24 protein-coding genes are annotated in these 25,023 nt (G+C 52.8%); 19 read left to right on the forward strand and 5 right to left on the reverse strand.

What is annotated here, in order from left to right:
* Nucleotides 1–350: 350 nt before the first annotated feature.
* Genes VMT62_07135 through VMT62_07150 form a run of 4 tightly spaced genes read right to left on the reverse strand, consistent with a single transcriptional unit; the run spans nt 351 to nt 4,305 of the window.
* Nucleotides 351–962 carry a MarC family protein gene (locus VMT62_07135; protein ID HVN96183.1) on the reverse strand — a complete coding sequence of 204 codons (612 nt, stop codon included), beginning with the start codon at nt 960–962 and terminating at the stop codon, nt 351–353.
* A gap of 5 nt (nt 963–967) precedes the next feature.
* Nucleotides 968–2,188, reverse strand: coding sequence for an exodeoxyribonuclease VII large subunit (xseA, locus tag VMT62_07140; GenBank protein ID HVN96184.1), 1,221 nt, complete (start codon nt 2,186–2,188; stop codon nt 968–970).
* Nucleotides 2,189–3,472 (reverse strand): phosphomethylpyrimidine synthase ThiC, encoded by a 1,284-nt coding sequence (thiC, locus tag VMT62_07145; GenBank protein ID HVN96185.1) that lies wholly within the window; start codon nt 3,470–3,472, stop codon nt 2,189–2,191.
* Nucleotides 3,469–4,305 (reverse strand): hydroxymethylpyrimidine/phosphomethylpyrimidine kinase, encoded by an 837-nt coding sequence (locus VMT62_07150; protein HVN96186.1) that lies wholly within the window; start codon nt 4,303–4,305, stop codon nt 3,469–3,471. The genes thiC and VMT62_07150 overlap by 4 nt, the downstream gene beginning before the upstream one ends.
* Nucleotides 4,306–4,685: 380 nt before the next feature.
* Here VMT62_07150 and VMT62_07155 point away from each other — a divergent pair, with 380 nt between their 5' ends.
* The 17 genes from VMT62_07155 (at nt 4,686) to VMT62_07235 (ending at nt 23,067) form a co-directional block, all read left to right on the forward strand.
* The gene (locus tag VMT62_07155; protein ID HVN96187.1) at nt 4,686–5,261 is read left to right on the forward strand and encodes a DedA family protein; all 576 of its coding nucleotides are present in this window, start codon (nt 4,686–4,688) and stop codon (nt 5,259–5,261) included.
* A complete protein-coding gene (locus tag VMT62_07160) occupies nt 5,248–5,472 on the forward strand; it encodes a hypothetical protein (protein ID HVN96188.1) in 225 nt (74 codons plus the stop codon). Before VMT62_07155 ends, VMT62_07160 begins: the two co-directional genes overlap by 14 nt.
* Before the next feature lie 56 nt (nt 5,473–5,528).
* The gene (locus VMT62_07165) at nt 5,529–6,584 is read left to right on the forward strand and encodes a lytic transglycosylase domain-containing protein (protein HVN96189.1); all 1,056 of its coding nucleotides are present in this window, start codon (nt 5,529–5,531) and stop codon (nt 6,582–6,584) included.
* Between the two features lie 291 nt (nt 6,585–6,875).
* Nucleotides 6,876–7,229 (forward strand): NADH-quinone oxidoreductase subunit A, encoded by a 354-nt coding sequence (locus tag VMT62_07170; protein ID HVN96190.1) that lies wholly within the window; start codon nt 6,876–6,878, stop codon nt 7,227–7,229.
* Nucleotides 7,220–7,714, forward strand: a complete 495-nt coding sequence (locus VMT62_07175) for an NADH-quinone oxidoreductase subunit B family protein (protein ID HVN96191.1) — start codon at nt 7,220–7,222, stop codon at nt 7,712–7,714. The genes VMT62_07170 and VMT62_07175 overlap by 10 nt, the downstream gene beginning before the upstream one ends.
* A complete protein-coding gene (locus VMT62_07180) occupies nt 7,711–8,214 on the forward strand; it encodes an NADH-quinone oxidoreductase subunit C (GenBank protein HVN96192.1) in 504 nt (167 codons plus the stop codon). Before VMT62_07175 ends, VMT62_07180 begins: the two co-directional genes overlap by 4 nt.
* Nucleotides 8,211–9,383 (forward strand): NADH dehydrogenase (quinone) subunit D, encoded by a 1,173-nt coding sequence (nuoD, locus tag VMT62_07185; protein HVN96193.1) that lies wholly within the window; start codon nt 8,211–8,213, stop codon nt 9,381–9,383. Before VMT62_07180 ends, nuoD begins: the two co-directional genes overlap by 4 nt.
* An 8-nt stretch (nt 9,384–9,391) precedes the next feature.
* On the forward strand, nt 9,392–11,353 hold the full coding sequence (locus tag VMT62_07190; protein HVN96194.1) for an FAD-dependent oxidoreductase: 1,962 nt from the start codon (nt 9,392–9,394) through the stop codon (nt 11,351–11,353).
* A gap of 14 nt (nt 11,354–11,367) precedes the next feature.
* On the forward strand, nt 11,368–13,794 hold the full coding sequence (locus tag VMT62_07195; GenBank protein HVN96195.1) for a 2Fe-2S iron-sulfur cluster-binding protein: 2,427 nt from the start codon (nt 11,368–11,370) through the stop codon (nt 13,792–13,794).
* Nucleotides 13,795–13,797: 3 nt separating this feature from the next.
* The gene (gene nuoH / locus VMT62_07200; GenBank protein ID HVN96196.1) at nt 13,798–14,805 is read left to right on the forward strand and encodes an NADH-quinone oxidoreductase subunit NuoH; all 1,008 of its coding nucleotides are present in this window, start codon (nt 13,798–13,800) and stop codon (nt 14,803–14,805) included.
* Complete coding sequence (nuoI, locus tag VMT62_07205; protein HVN96197.1) at nt 14,805–15,218, forward strand: NADH-quinone oxidoreductase subunit NuoI; 414 nt, start codon at nt 14,805–14,807, stop codon at nt 15,216–15,218. The genes nuoH and nuoI overlap by 1 nt, the downstream gene beginning before the upstream one ends.
* Nucleotides 15,215–15,760 (forward strand): NADH-quinone oxidoreductase subunit J, encoded by a 546-nt coding sequence (locus VMT62_07210; GenBank protein ID HVN96198.1) that lies wholly within the window; start codon nt 15,215–15,217, stop codon nt 15,758–15,760. The genes nuoI and VMT62_07210 overlap by 4 nt, the downstream gene beginning before the upstream one ends.
* Nucleotides 15,757–16,071 carry an NADH-quinone oxidoreductase subunit NuoK gene (nuoK, locus tag VMT62_07215; protein ID HVN96199.1) on the forward strand — a complete coding sequence of 105 codons (315 nt, stop codon included), beginning with the start codon at nt 15,757–15,759 and terminating at the stop codon, nt 16,069–16,071. Before VMT62_07210 ends, nuoK begins: the two co-directional genes overlap by 4 nt.
* 11 nt (nt 16,072–16,082) lie before the next feature.
* Nucleotides 16,083–18,071: an NADH-quinone oxidoreductase subunit L gene (nuoL, locus tag VMT62_07220; protein HVN96200.1), complete on the forward strand. Its 1,989-nt coding sequence runs from the start codon at nt 16,083–16,085 to the stop codon at nt 18,069–18,071.
* Nucleotides 18,072–18,081: 10 nt separating this feature from the next.
* Nucleotides 18,082–19,653 carry an NADH-quinone oxidoreductase subunit M gene (locus tag VMT62_07225; protein HVN96201.1) on the forward strand — a complete coding sequence of 524 codons (1,572 nt, stop codon included), beginning with the start codon at nt 18,082–18,084 and terminating at the stop codon, nt 19,651–19,653.
* A gap of 18 nt (nt 19,654–19,671) precedes the next feature.
* Nucleotides 19,672–21,126 (forward strand): NADH-quinone oxidoreductase subunit N, encoded by a 1,455-nt coding sequence (locus VMT62_07230; protein ID HVN96202.1) that lies wholly within the window; start codon nt 19,672–19,674, stop codon nt 21,124–21,126.
* Between the two features lie 567 nt (nt 21,127–21,693).
* A complete protein-coding gene (locus VMT62_07235; GenBank protein HVN96203.1) occupies nt 21,694–23,067 on the forward strand; it encodes an MmgE/PrpD family protein in 1,374 nt (457 codons plus the stop codon).
* 31 nt (nt 23,068–23,098) lie between these two features.
* Here the strand turns inward: VMT62_07235 and VMT62_07240 are convergent, their stop codons facing one another.
* The gene (locus VMT62_07240) at nt 23,099–23,650 is read right to left on the reverse strand and encodes a TetR/AcrR family transcriptional regulator (GenBank protein ID HVN96204.1); all 552 of its coding nucleotides are present in this window, start codon (nt 23,648–23,650) and stop codon (nt 23,099–23,101) included.
* Nucleotides 23,651–23,946: 296 nt separating this feature from the next.
* Between VMT62_07240 and VMT62_07245 the strand changes: the two genes are divergently transcribed.
* Together VMT62_07245 and VMT62_07250 are read left to right on the forward strand one after the other, a co-directional pair.
* Nucleotides 23,947–24,831 (forward strand): xanthine dehydrogenase family protein subunit M, encoded by an 885-nt coding sequence (locus VMT62_07245; protein HVN96205.1) that lies wholly within the window; start codon nt 23,947–23,949, stop codon nt 24,829–24,831.
* Nucleotides 24,832–24,841: 10 nt separating this feature from the next.
* Nucleotides 24,842–25,023: 2Fe-2S iron-sulfur cluster-binding protein (locus VMT62_07250; GenBank protein HVN96206.1), on the forward strand; the 182-nt coding region annotated here is incomplete at its 3' end.

A 25,023-nucleotide genomic window follows, 5' to 3' on the forward strand; every position in this document is an offset into this window, starting at 1 on the left:
AGGTTTTGGGGCGACATTATCCAAGGCCGCATTCATTGACAACCGAGCATGGGAAATACTAATACTTCGTAAAAGCCGGATAAAGGGGCTCACATAGTACTAAACCGTGAAGGCGCTTGAGAGGATGAGGAAGATGGCTCACCGGTCTTCCATGACCAACTGAAAAGCTCTGCCAAAGATGAGAGAAGCATAACGACAACAAGGCGATCGACACGGGTCTTACGATTGAGAGGGCGGTTAAGACGGTGCTATCCATGAAGCAAGTAAGAACGCCCGATTTGGGTGGGACGAGTAGCACCGCCGGGGTCGGAGATGCCGTGCCGCGTCAGATAATTGCGCCATTGGGTGAGTTACAATAAGCGGTAATCGGATATGCCGTCAAGGACCATTTGAATGCCGATGGTCGCCACAACAAGACCCGTAATCCTGATCAGGGCGCCCATGAACCCGTGCCGCGTCAGGACGCGGCTGATCGCACCCGAATAAAGCATGATGATGAGGTTGATGAGAACGGCAGCTATGATTGCGATTGACGTCATAAAAATGCCGTACTTGACCGGAAACGAAAGCGAGGCCGATATAGTGGCCGGTCCCGCAATCATGGGTGATGCAAGAGGCACAATGGACATGTCTGCAAGTTTCATGTTCTCGTCGAACTCGAAGAACACGCCCTTGTTCAATGCCTCGAATCCACGATAGAGCAGTACCAATCCACCGGCTATCTTGAAGGCATAAATCTGAACATGGAAGATGTTTCTCAGTATGATGTTGCCCGCCACGGAAAAAAAGATCAGGATCAGTATGGCCACAAGTGATGCCCTGAGCGCTACCTGTCGTATTTGTTTGAAGTCGGCCTTTTCAGACAGGGTGGAGATAATAAAGATCTTGCTGATCGGGTTGATGAGCGCCACCAGGGCGAGCATGCAATCAAGAAAGTGCTTAAGCCAGATCTCGTGAAACATGGCTCTTACCTCTTTGTCCTTTCCCGGACGACGACCTCTAATCTGCCCTTGAAAAGGCTCACCACAAGGTTCTCGTCTTTTTCCACCCAGCTGCTGTCGAGGACGATTTCACCGGTTTGTTTTTTTTGTGTGACGCTGTAACCGCGCTTCAGAATGTTATCGGGGTTCAAGTCTTCGATTCTCTGTGAAAGGCCCTCCACCTTCTTTCGCGTGTCCCTCATGTAGTTGGAAACGCCATGCATGAGGCTCGCGGCGAGGTCATCGAGGTACATGCTGTGGCTTGCAAAGAAGTCCTTCCTCTCTCTTAATTCCGCCGCATTATGATAAAAGAGAAATTTGGCGCGCTCAATCCTGTTCTTCATATTCTGTGCGAGGCCATTTTTGAATGCTTCGATAGCACCCCGTATGTCGTTCTTGTCCGGAACCGTCATATCCGCGGCTGCAGTGGGTGTTGGCGCCCTCACATCGGCGGCGAAGTCGGCGATAGTGAAATCGATCTCGTGGCCGACCGCCGAAACCACAGGCGTTACGCAGGCGCAAATTGCCCGGGCCACGTTCTCTGCGTTAAAGCAGGCGAGGTCTTCAAGGGAACCGCCGCCTCTGCCCACAATGATTACATCGACATTCTCCGCCGTGTCCAGGTAATGGATGCCCTGCGCGATCTCGGCGGATGCTTCTTCTCCCTGGACCTTCACAGGGTATATGACTACAGACATATTTGGGAACTTTGAGTAAATAATCCTCAACATGTCCCGAATCGCTGCTCCCACGGGGGATGTGACAATGCCCAACCGTCGGGGTAAGAGGGGCAGGGGTTTCTTTCTTGTTTCGTCGAACAGACCTTCCTTGAAAAGCTTCTCTTTGAGTGCGAGGAATTGGAGATAGAGGTTCCCCTGGTCCGTCTTTACCGTCATATCAGCGACGATGAGCTGGTATTCGCCCCGCTTCTCGTAGACGTCAATCCTCCCCTCGCAGACCACGGTGTCGCCGTCCTTTAAGAGTGGCTTGCCGGAAAACTTTCCGCGATGATTAAAGGCCACAGCTTTCATCATGGCCGTATCATCTTTGAGCGTGAAATAGAGGTGTCCCGAGGGATAGAGCTTGGCGTTGGAAACCTCTCCCTCCACGCGGACGTTTCTGAAACGTCCGCCTATGAGTTGCTTGAGTATTGCCGTGAGTTCCGTCACGGTGTAGATCGCTGTGTCGACTGTGGGAAAGAGAGCCATTTATTTTTTTAAATAATCCTTCATACGTTTCATGGAGCAGAACTCGCCGCACATGCTGCACACATCATCGCGAAGGTTCCTCTCTTTACGAAACCGTCTGATCTTTTCCGGGTCGATCGCGCATTTGATCTGACCCTCCCAGTTGAGCGCTTTGCGGTATGTGGACATTGCCCTGTCGCGCGCAAAGGCTTTTTCGTTGCCGCGTGCAACATCCGCCGCGTGGGCGGCTATCTTTGTCACCATGACACCGTCCCACACATCCTCAGCCGAGGGCAGACCCAGGTGTTCTGACGGGGTTACGTAGCAGAGAAAATCCGCCCCGAAGTATCCGGCGAGCGCACCGCCGATGGCGGAGGTAATGTGATCGTAACCGGGGGCTATATCTGTCACGATAGGCCCCAACACATAAAAAGGGGCCTCGTTACAGAGTTTCTTCTGAAGGACCATGTTTGTTTCGATCTGATTGATCGGGACGTGTCCGGGGCCTTCGATCATGACCTGCACGCCCTCATTAAGGGCCGCTTGGCAGAGTTCGCCCAGGATCACGAGTTCCTCGATTTGCCCCCTGTCCGTGGCATCCGCGATTGAGCCGGGCCGTAATCCATCGCCGAGACTCAGTGTCATATCATATTTTTTTGCGATGTCAACGAGTCTGTCGAATTGTTCATACAGAGGGTTTTCTTTCTTATTGACGATCATCCATTCCGCAAGAAACGCCCCGCCGCGACTGACAATGTCTGTGATCCTGCCCTGTTTCTTAAGCCGGTTTAGTGAGTTCTGTGTGACACCGCAGTGGACGGTGACAAAGTCCACACCATCCGCGCCATGTTTCTCGATCACATCAAATATGTGCCCGGGGTCCATGCGGGTGACCGGTTTTTTCTTTTTCACCGTCTCCACCGCCGCCTGGTAGATAGGTACAGTACCTACCGGTATGGGCGCCTCGGCCAGAACGATCTTGCGTATCTCATCGAGATTGCCGCCGGTGGAGAGGTCCATGAGCGCATCGGCGCCGGCATCGCAGGCCATTTTCAGCTTGGTCAACTCGTCTTTGATTCGGACGCGCTCCGGGGAGGTGCCGATATTGGCGTTCACCTTTACACAGAGGCCCTTACCCACACCCTTGGGTATAAAATTCTTACGCCTGTTGTTGGCAAGGATCGCCGCTTTGCCCTGGGCAATACTATCGCGTAGCTGAGTGATCTCAATCCCTTCATCGCCTGCCACGCGCTTCATCTCGCGGGTGAACTTGCCTTGTCGTGCCTTAATCAGTTGATTTTTCATGGTCTTTTCGTCCCCGTTCGTTCTCTCAATTTGATGTGATTCATTATGCCTGTCGATATGTAGAAGTATCCTTGCTTATCAATTCGGTAACTTTCCTTAAGCATCTCGTGCATCAATTTTTCAGAGGCAAAAAAAGCGTCTTTGGGAGAGCATCCTGCGACGAGACAGGAGATCATCGACGCGGAAAAGGAGCATCCCGTACCGTGTATTACCCTTTTCAGTCTTCTTCTCTTCCAGCGCACAAGCTCCTCGCCATCGAAAAAGATATCCACCGGGTCGCCCCGGAGATGGCCGCCCTTGACCACGACCGCCTTTGGTCCTTTCTCAAGGATAGCCCGCGCCGCTTCCTCCATGTGCTCTTCTTTTGTGATTTTCATTCCTGAGATCAATGAAGCCTCGTCGATGTTCGGCGTAACCACCGTTGCCAGGGGAAAAAGCCGTGCAATCATAGTCCCGAGACCCGCGTCAGTAATGAGCCTTAAGCCGTTCTTGGCGGTGATGACAGGATCGATGACCAGAGGGATGCGCTTGAGTTTCACGATGTGTACGATTTCCCGGACGTAGTAAGCATCGCAGGCGACCCCCACCTTGATGCCGTGAAGCGGAATCTCTTTTCCCACAATTGCTATGATCTCTTTAAAGAGCTTACCCGGTGTTGGGTTAAGAGCAACTACACCCCCCGGTCCCTGCACAACCGAGCAGGTAGGCGCTGAGAGCCCGTGCATGCCGAGGGAGAAGAACGTATCCATGTCTCTCACGATGCCGGCACCCGAAGAAGGATCGTATCCCGCCACGGTAAGAATATTCTTCATATAGACCTTGCCGACTGCCATCTATCCCCTCTTATTCTTTCATGCAGCAGACGAAAAATATATCATATTTTCATGGCCGTCAGTACCAAAAAAGGCTGAGCGGCAATGGAAAATAAGAACGGAAAGGGGGGAATGAAGATATCTTCAAGAGAGATATTCATAATTAATCATATTGCTTCAACTCGTGGTGGGTGTTCTGGGATGTGCCGTGCTCGACCGTGAGGCGCAAGTCCCGTATCAGGTAGCGAGACAGAGGGAGTCATCCGGCGAGCGCGGGCGGATGCGAGCTTTGCCGGAGGGTAGGCGAGCGTGAGAAGCCGCTTCAAGACTGCGTTTGGGAAAATGCCTGTTGACCTCGCAGCCGTAATCTATATAAAATAATTTATTAGAGAAGAGGCCAAGTGGAAGGATATATAGCGCATTACGGGTATATAGGGATCGCTATAGGCACGTTTCTCGAAGGAGAAACGACCGTGCTTCTTGGAGGGATTTTTTCCAAGCTCGGATACATGCACATCTGCATGGTCATGCTCTACGCTTTTGCAGGTACCTTTATCGGGGATTGCACGTTTTTTACCATCGGAAGGTTCTTCGGAAAGAAGATCATCGAACGGTTTGCCTTCATTCGCAGCAAGACCGCCCTCGCCAATAAGGTGATCAAAAAATACGGTAATTTCATCATCTTCATTATCCGTTTCCTCGTGGGCATACGGGTCGTGGTTCTGATCCTGCTCGGTTGCACAAACGTGAAGATGCGTAAATTTGTGCTGTTCAATATCATCAATTCGATCGTGTGGAGCATTATCGTATCCCTTATCGGATACGCCTTCGGTCAATTCATCTTCGTATTCGTGAGCGATATCAGAAAGTACGAATCCACTATCATACCTCTCGTAATGGTTTGCGTGATAACCCTGATCCTTGTTTACCGACATGTGGTCAGAAAGAAGGAGCAAAAGACCTATGGAAATGAATGAAAAACTTGTGCGGGAATTGAAGAAGAAACTGGAAATCGAGATAAGCAAGAAAGAGATTGAGATCGTCGAACATTGGCAAAAGCAGCTTGAGGCCATATACAAAAAGAAATACGAAAATCTCGGGTCTCTGCAGATCGAGATCAAAAACCTCATGGACCGCATGAGTAACCGAACGATGATCTTAACCAGGATGGTGAGGGACGAATCGTGAACGCTCGCATATTTATAGAGGCATGGGGCGGGTGGCTAAGGATTGCAAGTCGCAGTATGGCAGATAAGCGCGAGCCAATCTCTCTGGCTTGTTGGCGATGGCGCACGGTTCTCTTGCTTCCGATACTCCTGGGGATACTGTGTGCGCCCCCGGTCTTTGTTTCCTGCTCAGACGCACAGGTTCTCACTAAAAAACCTGCACCCATAGAGAAAAGGGTCGCCGATGTCGAAAAGGACGTCTTGAGGCTCGACAGGCAAGTGAATCTGTTCAATCTCGATGCCCTTCCCGACTACCTTATGCTTTGTGACAAAAAGGTGCCTATCATCAATGAAGATGTGCGCGAGAGGTTTGAGCGTGAGCTTTTCCAGTTGCTCGAAAACAGGGGATTGCTCACCATCATCGTGAAACGGTACTTCAAGTACCTTCCGACTATAGACGAGGAGATTGAGAAGATGTCGCTTCCTCCAGACCTCGTGTATCTCGCCGTTACGGAGAGCTATCTCAATCCACGTTCCATATCGAGTGCGAACGCGGCGGGCATGTGGCAATTCATCAAGGAGACGGGCCAGAAGGAAGGGCTATACATAAACGACAATATCGATGAGCGTTACAATATCAAGACATCGACACGCTCCGCGCTTGCCCACCTCAAGAAGCTCTATGACGAATTCAACGACTGGTTCATCGCTATGGCCGCCTACAACGCGGGCGCGGCCAGGCTTAGGGAAGCTATCGAGAACCAGAATACCAGGGATTTCTTCGATCTCTATCTACCCGAGGAGACAGAACGGTATGTATTCAGGGTGATGGCGCTCAAAGAGATTATCTCCAACAGAGAACGGTACGGTATCAACATAGACGATAAGGAGCTGTACAAACCGGTCAACCTGCAAGAGGTCACCCTGGAGCTGGATAAAGAGATACACAGTAACATTCTGGCCAAGGCCATGGAAGTCTCATACAGGACCTTCAAGCTATACAACCTCCAGATCAGGAAATACAAGATGCCCAAGGGAATATACCGGATCAATGTGCCCGCTGAAAAGAAGGATCTTTTTCTTAAGCACTTGAAGGGCATGAGCTACATAACGGTCTTCGTGGAGCCGCGATGAGCACCCCTTAACCCTGCAAATTCTTTTGTTCACATGGTCGCCCATAGAACCGCGGACGGCAAAGCAACGAAGTATTGTGGCGTAATGGCACGTACACAGAGGATTTTAGGGCTTGCACGTGTGGTCAACACCGCTTAAGACAGGGGGAAAGACAAGTTCTGAGTAGAAGCAATTTATTCATTGACAGAGACCCCCCCATTCAGGTATGTATAATAGATATTGTGAAAAAAAGAACGTAATAGAACACCTGTTGAAATCGATGGCTGACGTCACTTGTTGAGAGGTTAAGGCGTGTTCCAATATGTTGCGATATTCGGAATGATGTGTTTTGCGGCCATTCTCGCAGTTCTTATCATCGGTCTTTCCTACGTGTTTGGTCAGAGGACGAGAAACAAAACCAAGCTTGCCCCCTATGAGTGCGGCATGACAACGAGCGGTCCCACGCGCAGGATCATGACCATACGCTACTACATCGTGGCCATGCTCTTTCTGGTTTTCGATATCGAGATCGTCTTCCTCTACCCCTGGGCAGTTATCACGAGAAGGCTTGGCCTCTTCGGCTTCCTGGAAATGCTGGTCTTTGTCTTCATCCTCTTCGTAGGATACCTCTATGTATGGAAAAAAGGGGCATTGGAATGGGAATAGAAGATAGCGTACCCGTAAAAATGGTCGATTTTATCATCAACTGGGCGCGAAAGAATTCCCTCTTTCCCGTCACCTTCGGCCTTGCCTGCTGTGCATTGGAGATGATGGTCGCAAGCTCGGCTGAGTACGATATCGCCCGTTTCGGGGCTGAGGTTTTCAGGCCGTCGCCCAGGCAATCCGATCTCATGATTGTAGCCGGAACGCTCACCAAAAAGATGGCGCCCATGGTGAAACGGATATACGAGCAGATGCCTAACCCCAAATGGGTCATCGCCTTCGGCGCCTGCGCTTCGTCAGGGGGCATATTCAGGTCCTACAGCGTGGTGCAGGGCGTTGATCAGATCGTTCCCGTGGACGTCTATATTCCCGGATGCCCTCCGCGCCCCGAGGCCCTGCTTACCGGCCTCATGGAACTTCAGAAGAAAATCCAGAAGGAAACGATAAAAGATAGACCGTTAATCACATTACCTGGAAAGACGGCATGAGCGAGCAACAGGAACTTCTCAAAACGCTTTCGGATAGATTCGGACAGAAGATATCGGAGGCATATTTGTCCTTCGGCGAGCCGGTCGTGAAGGTGGGCAGGGACAGTCTGCGTGATCTCATTTCTTTTCTCAAGAACGACCCCGGACTCTCTTTCGATATGCTTGTCGATCTTTTCGGCGTGGACTACCCCGAGGCCGAGCCACGCTTCGAGATCGTCTATATTCTGCGCTCCACGAGGAACAACAAACGGGTGACGATAAAAACGAGAACCAGACAGACGGGTATGGACACAGTGAGCGATCTTTTTAAGGCGGCCGAATGGCTTGAGCGAGAGATATACGACATGTTCGGCGTGCAGTTCGTGAATCATCCCGATCTTCGCAGGATCTACACGGATGATGATTTTGAAGGCCATCCGTTGAGAAAGGATTTCCCTCTTCAAGGGCGCGACTACGACAAACCCTTTACCGTGACATTAGAGGAAGAAAGAAGTAAATGACAGAAACCAAATACATGACGCTCAATATGGGACCGCAGCATCCCGCAACCCACGGGGTGCTCCGGTTTGCCCTGGAGCTCGATGGCGAAACAGTTGTAAAGAGCACTCCTCACATTGGATATCTCCACCGCGGCGTGGAAAAGCTCATGGAGAGCAAGACGTACTGGCAGTCGGAGCCGCTCACCGACAGACTTGACTATACGAGCGGCATGTCGAATAACCTTGCCTATTGTCTGGCGGTCGAGAAACTGCTCGGTATCGAGATACCGAAGAGGGCTCAGTACATCCGGGTGATGTTAAGCGAACTCCAGAGGATAGCGGCCCACATACTCTGGCTTTCCACGCATGCCCTGGACATCGGCGCCATGACGCTCTTCTTTTACGGATTCCGGGAGAGGGAAAACTGTCTCAAGGTCCTGGAGACCGTATCGGGGGCCAGGCTCATGCCTGACTATATCCGTTTTGGGGGTTTAAGGGAAGATCTTCCCGATGAGTTCATGGAAAAGGCGAGGATCTTCATCGATGATTTCCCCCGAAGGGTCGATGAGTACGAAACACTGCTCACGAAGAACATCATATGGATAAAGAGGACCCAAGGCATCGGGCTAATTTCCGCGCAAGAGGCCATAAACTATAGCGTCACCGGCCCCGTGCTGCGCGCCTCAGGCGTCAATTACGATGTGCGTAAGGCCTACCCATATTCGAGTTACGAGGACTTTGATTTTGAGATACCGCTCGGGGATAAGGGCGATGTGTACGACAGGTATCTCGTGAGACTCAAGGAAATGAGGCAATCGGCAAGGATCGTCACTCAGGCCCTGGATCACCTCCCGAAAGGACCGGTACGCGCACCGGATCTTAAGCATGTGCCGCCGGAAAAGGAGTCCGTAAAAAATGACATGGCGGCCCTCATACGCCATTTCAAACTTATGGCAGATGGCGTGGAGCCGCCGAAGACAGAGGCCTACGCGTCGATCGAATCCTCCAAGGGCGAACTCGGCTTCTATATTATAAGCGATGGGACGAACCGGCCTTACAGGGTCCGTATCCGTCCGCCGTCATTCTTAAATCTCGCCTCTATTCCGAGGATGATTGAAGGAGCGCTTGTGGCAGACGTGATCGCCGCTATAGGCAGTGTCGACGTGGTGTTAGGGGAGATAGATAAGTAAGGACAGATATGGCAGACGTGATTTTCAGTTCATGGCAGGGTACGATAATCGATAACAGGGGCAAAGCCAGCAATGAATGCGCCCCGCTTCAGGTAAAGCTCCCCGATGAATTCGAAAAAGGTGTTTCTGTCAAAGCCTTCATGGGATGGGACGGCATCATCATCCGCGATGAAGCCGTGGATATTGTGGACATGTGTCTCAAATATGTGAGCGCCGTGCAGAAAGAGTCCTGCGGCAGGTGCCTGCCTTGCAGGATAGGAAGCAAGGTCATCTGGAATATGCTCAAAGAGATCGCTTCGGGCCAGGGCGGGGTGGGCCATATAGAGAAGATCAGCCAAATCGCAGCCACCATACGGGATGGGTCAAAATGTCAGATCGGGCAGACCGGTTTTGTGCCTGTTTTGCACGCCCTTCAATATTTTGCCCCCCGATTTGAGAGTGCCCTTGGAAGCGGCCAGGCGGCGCGTGAAGGGACATACCAGATCTCTGTCACCGCGCCGTGCATGAGCGTCTGTCCCACGCAACTTAACATCCCCAGATACGTGGAAGATATATACGAAGAAAGGTTCTCCGACTCCCTGGCTACCATTCGTAGTGGCACATGTCTCGCCGGCACGTTAGGCAGAGTGTGCGTGAGGCCGTGCGAATCGAATTGTAGAAGGGCCAACATCGACGAACCCGTCGCCATCAAACATCTGAAGCGATTCGCCGCCGATTACGAGATAGAAAAGAATGTCAAACCGTCTCTTGCGCGAAGTTCAGCCGAGGATGCGCCGAAATCGTCTAAGAAGGTCGCCGTGATCGGTGCCGGACCTGCCGGACTCTCCTGCGCCTACTACCTTGTACAGATGGGACACGCCGTCACCGTATTTGAGCGCTTGAGTGAGCCGGGTGGCATGGCAGCGGTCGGTATCCCCGATTATCGTCTGCCGCGCAGTATCCTCTCCGGCGAAGGCGCCTTTCTCGAATCTCTGGGCGTAGAAATCCGGTACGGTGTCTCAATTGGAAGGGACATGACGATCGGCGAGCTTATGCGCGAGTTTAACGCGGTATTCATCGGCGTGGGCGCGCACGGGAGTTCGCCCATGGGCGTCGAAGGCGAGGACAAGGGTTACAGGGGATTTATTGCCGGCGTCAAATATCTTCTCGATATCAACACGGGCAAAGACCCGTACCCGGAAGGAAAGAAAGTCGTTGTGGTCGGCGGAGGTAACGTGGCCATGGACTGCGTCAGGTCCTCCTTCAGGGTTGGCAAGCCGGATGTACACCTCGTCTACCGAAGGACAAAGAAAGAGATGCCCGCAGACCCAGTAGAGATTCACGAGGCGGAGGAAGAGGGCGTTGAGTTCCATTACCTCTGTAATCCCAAGCGGATCATCGAGAAAGACGGACGAGTCGTCGGCGTGGAATGCATCCGCATGGAGCTCGGCGAACCGGATGCGAGCGGCCGGAGAAGACCGGTGCCGGTACCCGATTCTGAATTCGTCATGGAGACCGATATTCTCATACCCGCCATCGGACAGGTGGTCGATTTTTCCTTCCTTGAAAAAGAAGAGTCCTTCGCGTTCACCAAATGGAATACTTTTAAGGTCGATCAGGAGACCTTCGAGACGTCCGTAAAAGGGGTTTTTTCCGCCGGTGACTGCGAAACCGGCCCGGATGTGCTTGTGCGCGCCTGCGGCAACGGCAAGAGGGCGGCATGGAAGATCGATGAATATCTGCGAGGAGATACGCCAAGACCCCGTACGAGCGAGCGATTCGTACGTTTCTTTGCAGACATCAAGGTCTATGACAAAAAGGAAAAGCTCGGCATTGTGGGCGACAAGAAGAGACTTCATCTCAAGGCCATGGAGCCCGAAAAGAGGAAATGGACCTTCGATGAAGTCGAAGAAGGATATAAAGTAAACGAGGCAATGGACGAGGCATCGCGCTGTCTTCGCTGTTACAGGATAGGCATGATCGCGCTTTGAAAAAGGGAAACTGCATGATAACGCTCACCATAGACGGCAAAGAGGTACGGACTCAGGAAGGGAAAACCATACTGGAGGCGGCACGGGAGAACGGCATCACCATACCCACGCTGTGCTGGCATAAAAACCTCTCCCCCATCGGTTCGTGCAGGCTTTGCATTGTGGAGATCGACGGATATGAGAAGCCCATGGCTTCCTGCACTACCACCGTAGTGGAAGGCCTTTCGATTATTACCAAATCCGAAAAGCTCTTCAGGATGCGGCAGGAATACCTCAAGTTCCTGCTTATCCATCATCCTCTCGAGTGCCCCATATGCGACGCGGGCGGCGAGTGCAGGCTTCAGGATTGCACCTTCGACCACAGCATCGAGAAAGTCGATCTTGCCGCCGATAAAGAGGCTCGTCAGGCGGTACCCTATGCCACACCGCTTATCCGGTATTCGCAGGAAAGATGCGTGCTCTGCCTTCGCTGCGTTCACGCGTGCAGGGAAATCTCCGGAAGAGGGGTACTGGCCCTGGAAGAGACAGGGATCAGGGCAAGGATGATGCCGGCGAGACCCGAGGAGTGCATCTCCTGTGGCGAGTGTCTTTTTGTCTGTCCGGTGGGTGCGCTCACGGAACAGGTAAGTCCGCTCAAAAGCAGGAAGTGGCAGACCAGGCGAAAGGCCACGACCTGTCCTCATTGCGGTTTCGGATGTTCCGTCACCCTGGACGTTTACGAGAACAGGTTCATCACCAAGGTAATAAGCGATGTGGAGAGACCTCCCAATATGGGATCGCTCTGCGTCATGGGGAGGTTTGGCTACGATTTTGCCAACCACCAGGCGCGCGTCGCTAAACCCCTGCTCAAAGAAAATGAAGATGCGCGCCCGTGTGAGCTTACGGATGCCGTGGAGGCTGTGGCCGCAGGACTAACCCGTCTTAACAGGGCGGGAAAGCGGACGGGTTTTATCGTCTCTCCGAGGGCCACGAACGAAGAGATCGAGACGATTCTGCAGATCGCGGGGTGTTTCCCCATGAGTGTCACGGCGTCTGCCGGACTGTATCATACGGGAAAGGTCCTTTCCGCCTTCCGTGAATCCGGAATTCCTGTGACCTATCGTTATGACGATCTGCTCGACAGCGACCTCGCCGTGGTGGCGGGTGCGGACCTGCTTGCCAATAATCACCTCCTTGCCGATAAGGTTCGTGAGGCAGTGAAGAAGAGGGGCCTTCGGATTGCTGTTATCGATCCGCTTCCTGCAAGTCTTACAAGGATTGCCGACGTCTGGCTTAAGCCGTCTCCCGGAACAGATTCCTCTCTCTTTAACGCCGTTAGTAGGAAGCTTGTTGCCGATAATCTTGATCACCCCCAGGCGGCCACCCTGGAAGGGTTTTCCGAACTGGCGTCCATACTCAAAGAGAGCGGAAAAGATGAGGCCCTGAAAGAGTGCGCCATCGAAGAGGCCGGCTTTGACAGGTTCTATGCCCTTTTTTCCAAGGCCGAAAAGGTCGCCGTCATCGTAGGGTCCGGAGTGAGCGGGGCGAGCGATAGCCTTGCCGCGCTTATCAATCTGTGCCATCTCAAAGGCATCGGAGAAAAAGTCGTTGTCATGGCCACGGCCATACAATCTAACGCGGTCGGCGCCATGTCGATCCTCATTAACCCTCTCACCCCTGAGAATGTCCTCAATGACTTAAGTATAGGCGGCCTGTTCATCTACGAGGATGATCCGTTTCATTACCTGCCGGGATCACTCGTGGAAAAAGCGCTCAAACAGAAAGACTTCATTGCGGTCTGCGATGCCGTTCCCACCTACGTGTCGGATTATGCCAAGGTGCTGATACCGACCGGAACATTCGCGGAAAAACAAGGCAGTTCAATCGCCCAGGATGGGTTTTTGCGCACCATTACACGGGCCCGGGGGGATTCGTCCCCGGGGTTCGAGTTCTTGAAAATGCTTCTCAACAAACTCTGCGGTGGCCTCTACCACAGCGAGGCCGAAGCGATGACCGGTATACGCAAAAGAGGGATTGTGGCGGGTGACGAGGCTCAAGGAGAAAGATTGTCCGAGAGAACTACCGGTGCGCGCTTTCTTATTCCCCAAGAGAAGAAAGAGGTCTCAACCAAACGGCCTTTCACTCTTATTATCAGAAATCTCCTGCAGAACCATCATTTCTGCGACAAGGCGATCTACTCAAAAATCGCATACGTAAATAACCCGCCCGTAGCGGGCAATAAGCTCTATATCTCGCGTCAGGACGCCGATTCATTGAACATCTTGAACGGCGATAAGGTGACGGTGGAATCAGATCAGGGTTCCACTGTGGAGCGTATTTTCATCAAAGAAGGCCTCAAAAAGGGTGTCATCGAATATATGATGTTGAAGAACAGGCGGGAGATACTTGGGCTTTTCGAGAAATACGCAAAGCATGTGCCGGTCACGATAAAAAAGGGTTAGGACATGGAGCAGGCATACATATTGATTGAGATTATCATCAAAATTGTTCTGGCGACCCTTATTCTCATGGGTTTCGTGGCCTACACCACACTTTTGGAGAGGAAGGCGCTCGGGTGGATACAGGTGCGCATAGGCCCCAACAGGGTCGGTCCATGGGGTCTCTTACAGCCGATTGCGGACGGCATAAAATCCTTCTTCAAGGAAGACATCATACCTGACCAGGCTGATAAACCGCTCTACGTCATTGCCCCAGGCATCTGCCTCTTCACCGCTCTGTCCATGTTCGCGGTGGTCCCCTTTGGCGGAACGATCGTGATGTGGGGCAGACAGGTCAAAATGGTAATTGCCGACATCGATGCGGGACTTCTCTACGTGCTCGCGCTTGCCACACTCGGCGAGTACGGCGTGGTTCTCGGCGGCTGGGCCTCGGGCAGCAAATATGGGGTCCTGGGAGCGTTGAGGGCCGCTGCACAGATGATAAGCTACGAAGTCGCCCTCGGTCTCGCCGTCATCGGCACCATCATCCTGGCCGGATCGCTCCGACTTACCGACATCGTCGCGGCGCAGCAGGGTTCCTGGCATTCGTGGTTCGTCTGGAAATATCCGTTCGGTTTCATCTTCTATATTGTGGCCGGGCTTGCTGAAATAAACAGGACGCCTTTCGACATGCCCGAGTCGGAAAGCGAGCTCGCCTGCGGTTTCAATATCGAATACAGCAGCATGAAGTTCGCCACCTTCATGATTGCCGAGTATGCCCATATGTTCGTGGTGGCCTCGGTGGCGACCACGCTCTTTTTGGGCGGCTCCCTGGGGCCGGGGCCCATCTATCTCGGTCCTCTCTGGTTCTTGATCAAGGTCTTTGTGATCATCTTCTTCTTTATCTGGGAACGTGGCACGTTCCCCCGCTTAAGATACGATCATATCATGCACTTCGGATGGAAGGTGCTCTTGCCCGCTACCCTGATCAACGTGGTGGGCACGTCCCTTCTTGTTGCGCTGGGGGTGCTTTGATGATTTGGCCGCTACTGAAAGGATTGGCCCTTACGTTGCGGAGATTTTTCTCCCGGCCCGTTACCGTCCAGTACCCGGAAAAGAAGTATAAGGTACCGCCGCGGTGGAGGGGCATACACTACTTCAGAAAGAATGAGTCCGGTGAAACCACGTGTGTGGCCTGCGGCCTGTGCGTGGCCGTCTGTCCCAATACCTGCATTACCCTCGAGATCGGGGAGCGTCCCGATGGGAGTCGCTATCCCCTGAAATACGAGATTGACCCGTGGCGCTGTATTTACTGCGGGTTCTGTCAGGATGCCTGCCCGGTAGGCGCCATTAATCTTGGAGAGAATTACGAGCAGGCTTACTACCGCAAGGAAGATTTTGTGCTCGACACAAAGAAACTCCTTTCCATGTATGAGGATAAGAAATGATCGCCGTAGGCATGGGATTTAAATGGTTCATCTTTATCGTTATGGCGATTTCCGCCATAGGGTCTGCCCTCATGATGGCGACCAGGAAAAATCCGGTTCACAGCGCCCTCTGGCTGGTGGTGACATTTTTTTCCATCGCCGTCATCTATGTGCTTTTGAACGCAACATTCATTGCCGTGGCGCAGGTCATGGTATATGCCGGGGCCATCATGATGCTCACGCTATTCATCATCATGCTCATTCATCTTGAGCAGGGCCCTTCCTGCCTTCCGGTCAAGCGCTCCTTTCTGAAGCTCATCGGCGGCATCATAACGCTGACGCTACTTCTGCAGATTATAGCAGGGATCAGGTTCTACGCGAATGTTGGAAAGAAAGGCGTCTATACCCCTGAGATGCTCGCGAGTGTCGGCAATACGGCCGCCGTAGGGAGCCTGCTCTACGGCAAGTATGCCTTCGTTTTTGAGATCGCCTCAGTGCTCTTGCTTTTAGGCATCGTGGGTGCGGTGGTTCTTGCAAGGAAGAGAAAGGACGAGGAGGAATGATGGTGCCCGATATACCACAGGGACTTTATTACGCGCTCGGTGCGGTCCTCTTCACGATCGGTGCAATCGGCGTAATTACCCGCCGAAATGCGATTATCATTTTCATGTGCATCGAGCTGATGTTGAACGCCGTCAACCTCACGTTCATCGCCTCAGGCAATTTTCTCAATTCCCTTGACGGCGTGGTTTTTGTTTTCTTTATCATGGCTGTGGCCGCGGCCGAAGCGGCAGTGGGCCTCGCTATATTTGTGCTCATATTCAGACTCAAAGGAACGATCAATGTCGACGATATCCACCTGCTCAAAGGCTGAGGAGTTTATATATGGCTGACTTCATCTGGCTCGTCCCCGTATTTCCCCTCGTGGGCTTCCTTATTAATGGCCTTGTCGGAATACGCTTCTCAAAAGGGGTTACCGCATGGATCGCCTGCCTATCAGTCATTTTCTCCTTCGTTGTATCGGCGATTGTCTTTATCCAGTTTCTCAGCCTGTCTCCTGAGACGAGGGTCTTCGAGAAGACCGCCTTCGATTGGATCGTGGCCGGTGACTTTCACACGCAGATAGGATTCAGGATCGACGCCCTCTCCATCATCATGTGTCTTGTGGTGAGCGGCGTAGGCTCGCTGATTCACATATACTCAGCCGGTTACATGCACGACGACGCGGGCTTCAGACGGTATTTCACCTACCTCAACCTCTTCGTCTTCATGATGCTCATCCTGGTTACCGCCGATAATATCCTGCTCATGTTTGTCGGATGGGAAGGCGTGGGACTCTGCTCGTACCTGCTGATCGGTTTCTGGTATGAGAAGGACTCGGCGTCCAACGCGGGTAAGAAGGCCTTCATCGTGAACAGGATCGGGGACTTCGGATTTCTGCTCGGCATCTTCCTGCTCGTTGCTACCTTGGGGGACAAGGGTGTCTGGACGCTGAAATATTCTGAACTCCAGGCCAACGCCCATTTCATCACCCCCGCGCTTGCAACGGCGATCACGCTCCTTTTCTTTGTGGGCGCTACAGGGAAATCGGCGCAGATACCCCTCTACGTGTGGCTGCCCGACGCCATGGAAGGTCCCACCCCGGTCAGCTCCCTCATACACGCTGCCACCATGGTGACTGCCGGCGTTTATATGATCGCCCGGCTTAACTTCTTTTACATCATGTCCCCGATGACCATGTCCATTGTGGCCGCTATCGGATTCCTCACTGCCTTTTTTGCCGCCACCATAGGCTGCGCTCAGTATGACATCAAGCGGGTGCTTGCCTATTCCACGGTGAGCCAGCTTGGCTACATGTTCGTGGGGGTGGGCGTCGGCGCTTACGCGGCCGGTATCTTCCACCTTATGACCCATGCATTCTTCAAGGGCTTGCTCTTTCTTGCCGCAGGCAGTGTCATGCATGCCATGAGCGGCGAGCTGGATATGAGGAAGATGGGTGGGCTCCGCAAAAAGATACCCGTCACCTACTGGACATGCTTCATCGCCTGCCTCGCTATAGCGGGAGTGCCAGGTTTGTCGGGATTTTTCAGCAAGGACGAAATACTCTGGATGGCCTATATTAGAAACGGCGGCAACATCTGGTACTGGCTTTTCGGCGCGATCACCGCGGGTCTCACCGCGTTCTATATGTTCAGAATGTTCTTCAATACCTTCCACGGTGAATGCAGGGCTTCGGAGGAAGTAAAACATCATATCCATGAATCGCCGAAGATCATGACAATACCGCTCGCCATCCTCGCAGTGTTGTCGATTGTGGGGGGATGGGTGGGCATACCTCATCTTTTAGGCGGAGGCAACCATATCGAAAAATGGCTGGAGCCGGTCTTCGGACACGCGCACGCTGAGATCATGCAGGCGAAGAGTATCAGTATCGTGGGTAATGCTTACGCTTCGTCATCTGGTACTCCCGCTATAGAAGGCTCCGCCGAACTTATGCTTATGATCCTGGCGGTCGCGATAGGGCTCGCCGGTATCTTTGTGGCCTGGCTTTTCTACGTGAAAAACCCCGAACTGCCGAGACGTTTTGTAGAAAGACAACGGGGTCTCTTCACTCTTGTGCACAACAAATATTTTGTCGATGAGGTCTATGGATTTGTTTTCGTCAAAGGTCTTTTGAGGATTGGAACCATGTGCAAGAATTTTGTCGATGAGTCGATCATCGACGGCGCGATCAACGGCGTCGCATCCCTTATGTCCGCCTTGGGTGGGCTCATCCGACGGGTCCAGAATGGCCTTGTCCAGGGCTACGCCTTTGCTATGATCCTGGGCGCTATCGTCGTTATCGGCTACCTCATTTCGAGAATACTCTCATGAAGGTGCGGCCATGACCGTAATGTCAGTTCCCATACTCACGTTTCTCATATTCTTTCCCCTCCTTGGCGCGGTCATTCTGCTTTTTGCTGACCGGAATAAGCCCCTCTTCATCAAAGTGTTCACGCTTGTCTTATCAATTGTTGAGTTCGGGGTCTCCCTGCCCCTTTTCTTCTTCTTTGACGATCGGGCCAAAGGCATGCAATTCGTGGAAAAGGTGCCCTGGTTCCCCGAATGGGGGATTAGCTACTTCGTGGGCATCGATGGGATCAGTCTGCTTCTCATCCTGCTCACCACCTTTCTCACGGTTATCTGCGTGCTGTGCTCATGGAAGGCCATCGAAGTAAGGGTCAAGGAATACTACATTACGTTCCTCTTTCTTGAAACGGCCATGATCGGTACACTCTGCGCGCTCGATCTGGTGCTTTTTTACATTTTCTGGGAGCTCATGCTTATCCCCATGTACCTCCTGATCGGTATCTGGGGCGGCCCGAGAAGAATTTACGCCGCCATCAAATTTTTCCTCTTTACCATGGCGGGTAGCGTGCTCATGCTCATCGCCATCATTGCCCTCTACTTCCTCAATTACAGGGCCACGGGCGTCTACACCTTCAACGTGCTCGATCTCTACCAGGCAAGCATTCCCGTTGTCAAGCAGTATTGGTTCTTCGGTGCCTTTGCCCTTTCATTCGCCATCAAAGTCCCCATGTTTCCCCTTCACACGTGGCTGCCGGATGCGCATACGGAGGCCCCCACGGCTGGCAGTGTGATCCTGGCCGGCGTGCTCCTCAAAATGGGCACCTACGGTTTTCTCCGATTCGCCATCCCGCTTTTCCCGGCTGCGGCGTACGACGCGATCCCCCTCATCTCGACGCTTGCCGTGATCGGCATCATTTATGGTGCTCTTGTGAGCATGATGCAGCCGGATCTCAAGAGGCTCATCGCCTTCTCCAGCGTGAGCCATCTCGGCTACGTGATGCTCGGTATGTTTGCCTTTAACATGCAGGGCGCTGAGGGAAGCATCTATCAAATGCTCAACCACGGCATAAGCACGGGTGGGCTCTTCCTCGTCGTAGGCATGATCTACGAGAGGAGGCACACGCGGATGATCGCAGATTTCGGTGGCCTCGCCAGGGTGATGCCGGTGTTCGCGACCTTCTTCATGATCATCACTCTCTCTTCCATTGCGCTGCCGGGTACCAACGGCTTCGTGGGAGAATTTCTCATACTGCTCGGCGCCTTCAAGAGTAACATGTGGTACGGTGTACTGGCCACCACGGGCGTCATATTGGGCGCAGCATACATGCTCTGGATGTTCCAGCGGGTCATGTTCGGGGTTGTTACCAAAGAAGAGAACAGGAAACTCAAGGACCTGGGAAAGCGTGAGGTGTTGATACTCGTGACTATGGTCTTTTTTATTATCCTCATGGGTGTCTACCCCAAGATGTTCTTCAGCAAGATGGATACGAGCGTGGCGCAATACCTTTCTTTTGTGAAGGCGAGAAACGCGCAGTACAGGACGGTAGGTCAGGTCCCTGACGCGTCTGCAATGGGAAAGACTACCGTACAGAATTTGAAAAATTAGAGGTGCCGGTTGATCGACGTGGCTATTCCCGTGACAGAGTTCAAATGGATACTCCCTGAAGTCCTGCTTACCGGCTGGGCGCTTCTCTTGCTTCTCATCGGCGCGTTCGGAAAAGGCCCGGCCGCGTCCCGCGCCTCCGGCATAGTGAGCCTTATAGGTTCGGTTTCCACGCTTGCCTGCCTCTTCTGTGTTAAAGGGACGAACTTCGATCTGTTTAACAGACTTTACACAGTGGATAACTACGGCGCCTTCTTCAAAGCTACCTTCCTCATCATTCTCATTCTCATAACTATCATATCCCTGCGATACGCAAGAGACGAGAGGATCGGATCGGGAGAATATTACGCCCTGCTCATGTTCGGTGTGCTCGGGATGATGATCATGGTCTCTTCCCACAACTTCATTACCATCTTCATAGGTCTTGAGGCAATGTCCATTGCGATCTATATCCTCTGCGCCCTGCTCAGGAGCAATCTGAAATCGGTCGAATCGTCGCTCAAATACTTTCTTTTGGGCGCGTTCGCCACAAGTTTTCTCCTTTATGGAATGGCTCTCATATATGGCTCAACGGGGATCATCGATGTGGTCGAGCTCAAAGAGTACTTTCTCATGCACCAACCCTTCGCACCCCAGATGTTCATTATCGGCATGGGCCTCCTTATTGTCGGTTTCGGTTTCAAGATCGCTTCGGTTCCTTTCCACATGTGGACACCGGATGTGTATGAAGGAGCCCCTACGTCGATCACCGCCTACATGGCGACGGGAGTGAAGGCGGCCGCATTCGGCGCGCTCGTTCGCGTCTTTTATACGGCGCTGCTTCCCTTCGGTGCCGTGGGGTGGACCAACATCATCTGGATTATCGCCGTCTTGACTATGAGCGTGGGGAACATTACGGCCCTCGTCCAGCACGATATCAAGCGTATGCTCGCATATTCAAGCATCGCACATGCAGGATATATCCTCGTTGCCTTCATCACCGGCGACAGAGAGCTTATCTCAAGTGTGCTCTTCTATCTCCTCGTCTATGCCTTCATGAACATCGGGGCTTTCACCGCGGTGATTGCCCTCGGAAAAAAAGGTGAGGAGAATACCGACATCGACAGTTACGCAGGTCTTGGCGCCCGCCATCCCTTCATCGCGCTCTGCATGAGCATCTTCCTTTTGTCCCTTGCGGGCATACCGCCGCTTGCCGGATTCGCCGGTAAGTTCTATGTGTTCAGCGCTGCGGTAAAGGCCGGGTATTACTGGCTTGCCGTCATCGGCGTCTTAAACAGCGTGGTGGCCGTGTACTACTACCTCAGGGTCATGATGTACATGTACTTCAAGGAGCCTGTGCGCGAGCTTGGCCAAATCAACGTCGGCCCTCAGTATGGATTTGTTATGCTGGTGTGTGTCTTTGCGCTCATCCATATGGGCGTGTTTCCGAGGATGTTCTTGATGCTCGCGGGACGCGCTGTTCGTATCTTTTCCTGATCGAATTTTCCTGAGTTCGCGCCACTGAAGGCGATGGTGCTTGAACTGTGGGGTATGGTGTCCGGCCGACGGCTTGGTACCGGGAAAGCGTCTATACGCGTTCTGCCGCGTCTTATGCCCTTCAATATTTACCACCCACTGTGTTAATTGGTTGCTCTTTAACTCATTATCAACGCGTGGGTGCCCGGCAAACCTATTCTCAGGATGTAACCCCGGTTTCGGGTTAGTAAGACGGGTAAGCCCATCGTATATCCATCTTTTAACTCCAAGCCGTCGGCCACTTCACACCGGAATTTCCAGTAGGAGCCGGAATTTTCGGTAGCAGTCGCTAAGTATTGAATTGACTCGCACTTCGCAGAGGATAATTGGGTTCCGGTTCTCAACCCATCCGATAGCGTTTTACGACTCTTCGGTCTTATTATCCAAACCGATCTTCACAGGGGTGCCAGTTTCGGAAAAAGCTGGTCGCTCTTCGCTCGGTGCGGTGAACTCACATCACGACAACGATTAAACTTGACACGAGAATTGGCCTATTATAGAAATAACCGTGAACCAGGAGGTCAGGGCATGAGAGAATCGCAAGCGCTGGCGGAGCACACAGCACAGATTCGTTATGAAGATCTGGACGATGCCGTGGTGCATGTCTCCAAGAATAGCGTGCTTGACACCATAGGCGTGATGCTTGCCGCCGGCACGCTGGGAGAAGGCTGCAAGGAATTTGTAAATATGGCTCTTTCCGAGGGCGGAAAGAAGCAGAGCACCATCGTTGGTTTCGGCGTGAAGGCACCCTTGTCCATGGCGGTTTTTGCCAATGGTTCAATGACCCACGCACTCGATTTCGAGGATTCTCATGATGAGGCCCTGGTCCACCCCAGCGCCACCACGGTGCCTGTGGCCTTGGCCCTTGCCGAATCCTTGGGGAATGTGAGCGGCAGGGAGTTGATCGCGGCGGTGGCAGTGGGGAACGACGTATCATGCAGGCTCGGCCTCGCCTTGAACGAGGACCTTCTCCAGTACGGCTGGTATACGCCGCCGGTTCTTGCTGCCTTCGGAGGGGCGGCGGCCGCGAGTAAGCTCATCGCCCTGAACCCGGGTCAGATCCTCGATGCCTTTTCCCTGGCCCTGTGTCAGGCGACGGGGAGCGCGGAGCTCGCATACAACCCCGATTCGGTTATCAGAGGGATACGGGACGCTTTTTCGGCCAAGGCCGGTCTCATCTCGGCGCTACTCGCCAAGAGGGGGATTACCGGATTCAAGGAGCCCTTCGAGGGCAAAGCAGGGTTCTTCAACATGTACGCAAAAGGTAACTACGATAGGCTCAAACTCACGAACGGTCTGGGGAAGACTTTTGAGGGTGCCCGGGTGAGCTTTAAACCGTGGCCAAGCTGCAGGTTTACGCATTCATATATAGATGGGCTTCTCGAGCTCCTCAAGACTCACCATGTGAACGCGGCCGATGTTGAAGAAATCAAGGTTGTGGTGGGTCCGGTGAACAAGGTGCTCTGCGAGCCTTCCGACCGCAAACGACACCCGGTAACGGCTATTGACGCCAAATTTAGCATACCCTTCGTAGTAGCCACGGCTTTAACGCACGGCAAAGTGAATCTCGACCATTTCACCGCGCAGGCATTTGAAAACAAGGACGTGCTCGCAGCCGCACACAAGGTCACCTACGAACTGAACGACAGGCTGACTCGAAAGGATGCGACCAAAGGTTTCGTGCAGATGAAAACGAGGGACGGGGTATTCTCAAAAGCGGTTGAGTTTCCTTACGGGCACCCCGAGCATCCCATAAGTGATGAGATGCTTGTCGCAAAATTCATGGATTGCGCCACACATACGGCAAAAAGGATTTCGGAAAAAGACCTGCATAGAGTCACAGACCTCATCTTGCATCTCGAAGATGTGAAGGATATTCGCGAAATTACTAAATGCCTGTAAGCGTGATATCCGACCCGCAAAACGGGCAAGATTATCCCTTCACGCCGAGCCCGTGCAGCACGAACTCCTGGGCGAGCTCAGCAATCTCGTCGATCTTGTCTTTCCGGTCATAGTCGAACCAGTACGTAACCCAGGTGAGCATGCCGAGAACGAAGAGAGCGGCCCAGGATGGTTTGATCCCGTTATTTACCGTCCCCTTTGATTGAAGCTCGATGATGGTGTCACGGAGCAGGATATAGTGTTTTTTCCATTCGCCCCGGACTTCACGAAAATATCTGTCTTTCATGGTAAGGGTATCATGGATGAGGATCTTGAGCTCGGGATGGAGGCAGATGTCCCTCGCGTAGGCGCCCACCATGAACTTCAGGCGTTCGAGGGGATCGCCCATGGTGAGGGCTTCTGCCATATAAGGCTTTAAATCCCTGCCGATGGCCTCCATGTGTACCGACAGAAGGAGGTTTCGTTTGCTACCGAAATAGTGGTACAGGGTGGGCCGGGTGAGACCCGCCGCTCGGCAAATGTCCGTTGTTGAGGCGAAGACCGCACCGCCCTTCTTGAGCAGGAGCCGGATGGTGGCCTGCATTATTTTGTCCCTTTTTTTATGGGACGCCCTTTCTCGCTTACTGACTGGCATGGCCCCGCCCTGACAGCGACTGTTTACGGCGCTCGAACCGTTCAAGCATGGTATTGTATAGCAATCACCCGGCTATTTGTCAACATTTTTTGGTCCGAAAATCAAGGGCTCGTATCTTATAAAAGCTTTATTTATCAGCCAAAATTACTTGACAACTGTGTAAAGATTTTTTATAGTTGTTTCCATGAAACTATACAGACGTGTATATATTTTTTGACTCACAATATTCATAAAAGGAGTCGATCATGGCTGCCCTATTTTACCGGAGATTACCACGATTCAATTATCTTGCGCCGAAGACAATCCGGGAGGCCTTAAAGGCACTCGCGGAGTATAAAGACACGGCCAAGCTTCTGGCCGGCGGTACCGATCTTATCGTACAGCTTAAGAGAAGGGAGATCGCCGTCCCTCAATTCGTGATTGACCTCAAGGGCATTCCCAAACTCGACATTATTTCGTACAGCCCTCGGACGGGTTTGAAAATAGGGTCACTGGCAACAGTGAGCGCGCTCGCCCGATCACCCGTTGTGGGTGAGCATTACCCGCTCCTTGTAGAGGCAGCGCTCAGCATGGCCTCCCCCCAGGTGCGTAACCGGGGTACTTTTGCCGGCAATATCTGCAGCGCCGTTCCGTCTGCGGACAGCGCCCCGTCGCTCATGGTGCTCGGTGCTATCGTCAAAATCAAAGGAGCTGCGGGGGAAAGGACGGTACCTATGGACCGCTTTTTTCTCGGTCCCCGTAAAACAGCTCTCAGTCCCGATGAAATGGTCACCGAGATAGACGTGCCAAAACCCGTGGATCAAAGCCGTGGCGTGTACCTGAAACTTTCGCCACGTCATTCAATGGACCTTGCGATCGTGGGTGTCGCCGTTGCCGGAGTGTCTGAGGGCGGCATCTGTAAAGACGTGAAGATTGCCCTTGGAGCGGTTGCGCCGACACCGGTCAGGGCGCCTGTTGCGGAAGATATGCTCCGGGACAAGAAGATCACCCGTGAGCTCATTGACGAGGCTGCACGAAACGCGATTACACAGTGTAGCCCCATAGACGATCACAGGGCGTCACTGGAATACCGTTGCGATATGGTCTATGCCATGACGAAAAGGGCACTTAATCAAGTGTTCAACCCATAGGGAGGACGGGATGAAAGAAATAGATATGAAAGTTAACAGCAAAGAATATAGGCTCCGGGTCAAGCCATCGGCCACGCTACTCGACGTGCTACGGGAAGACCTGAGTCTCACGGGGGCTAAGGAAGGCTGCGGCGAGGGAGAGTGCGGGGCCTGCACGGTGCTCGTCGAAGGTCAGGCGGTAAACGCATGTCT

The sequence above is a fragment of the Syntrophorhabdaceae bacterium genome (genome assembly GCA_035541755.1).
In the GTDB taxonomy this organism is placed as follows: Bacteria; Desulfobacterota; Syntrophorhabdia; order Syntrophorhabdales; family Syntrophorhabdaceae; genus PNOF01.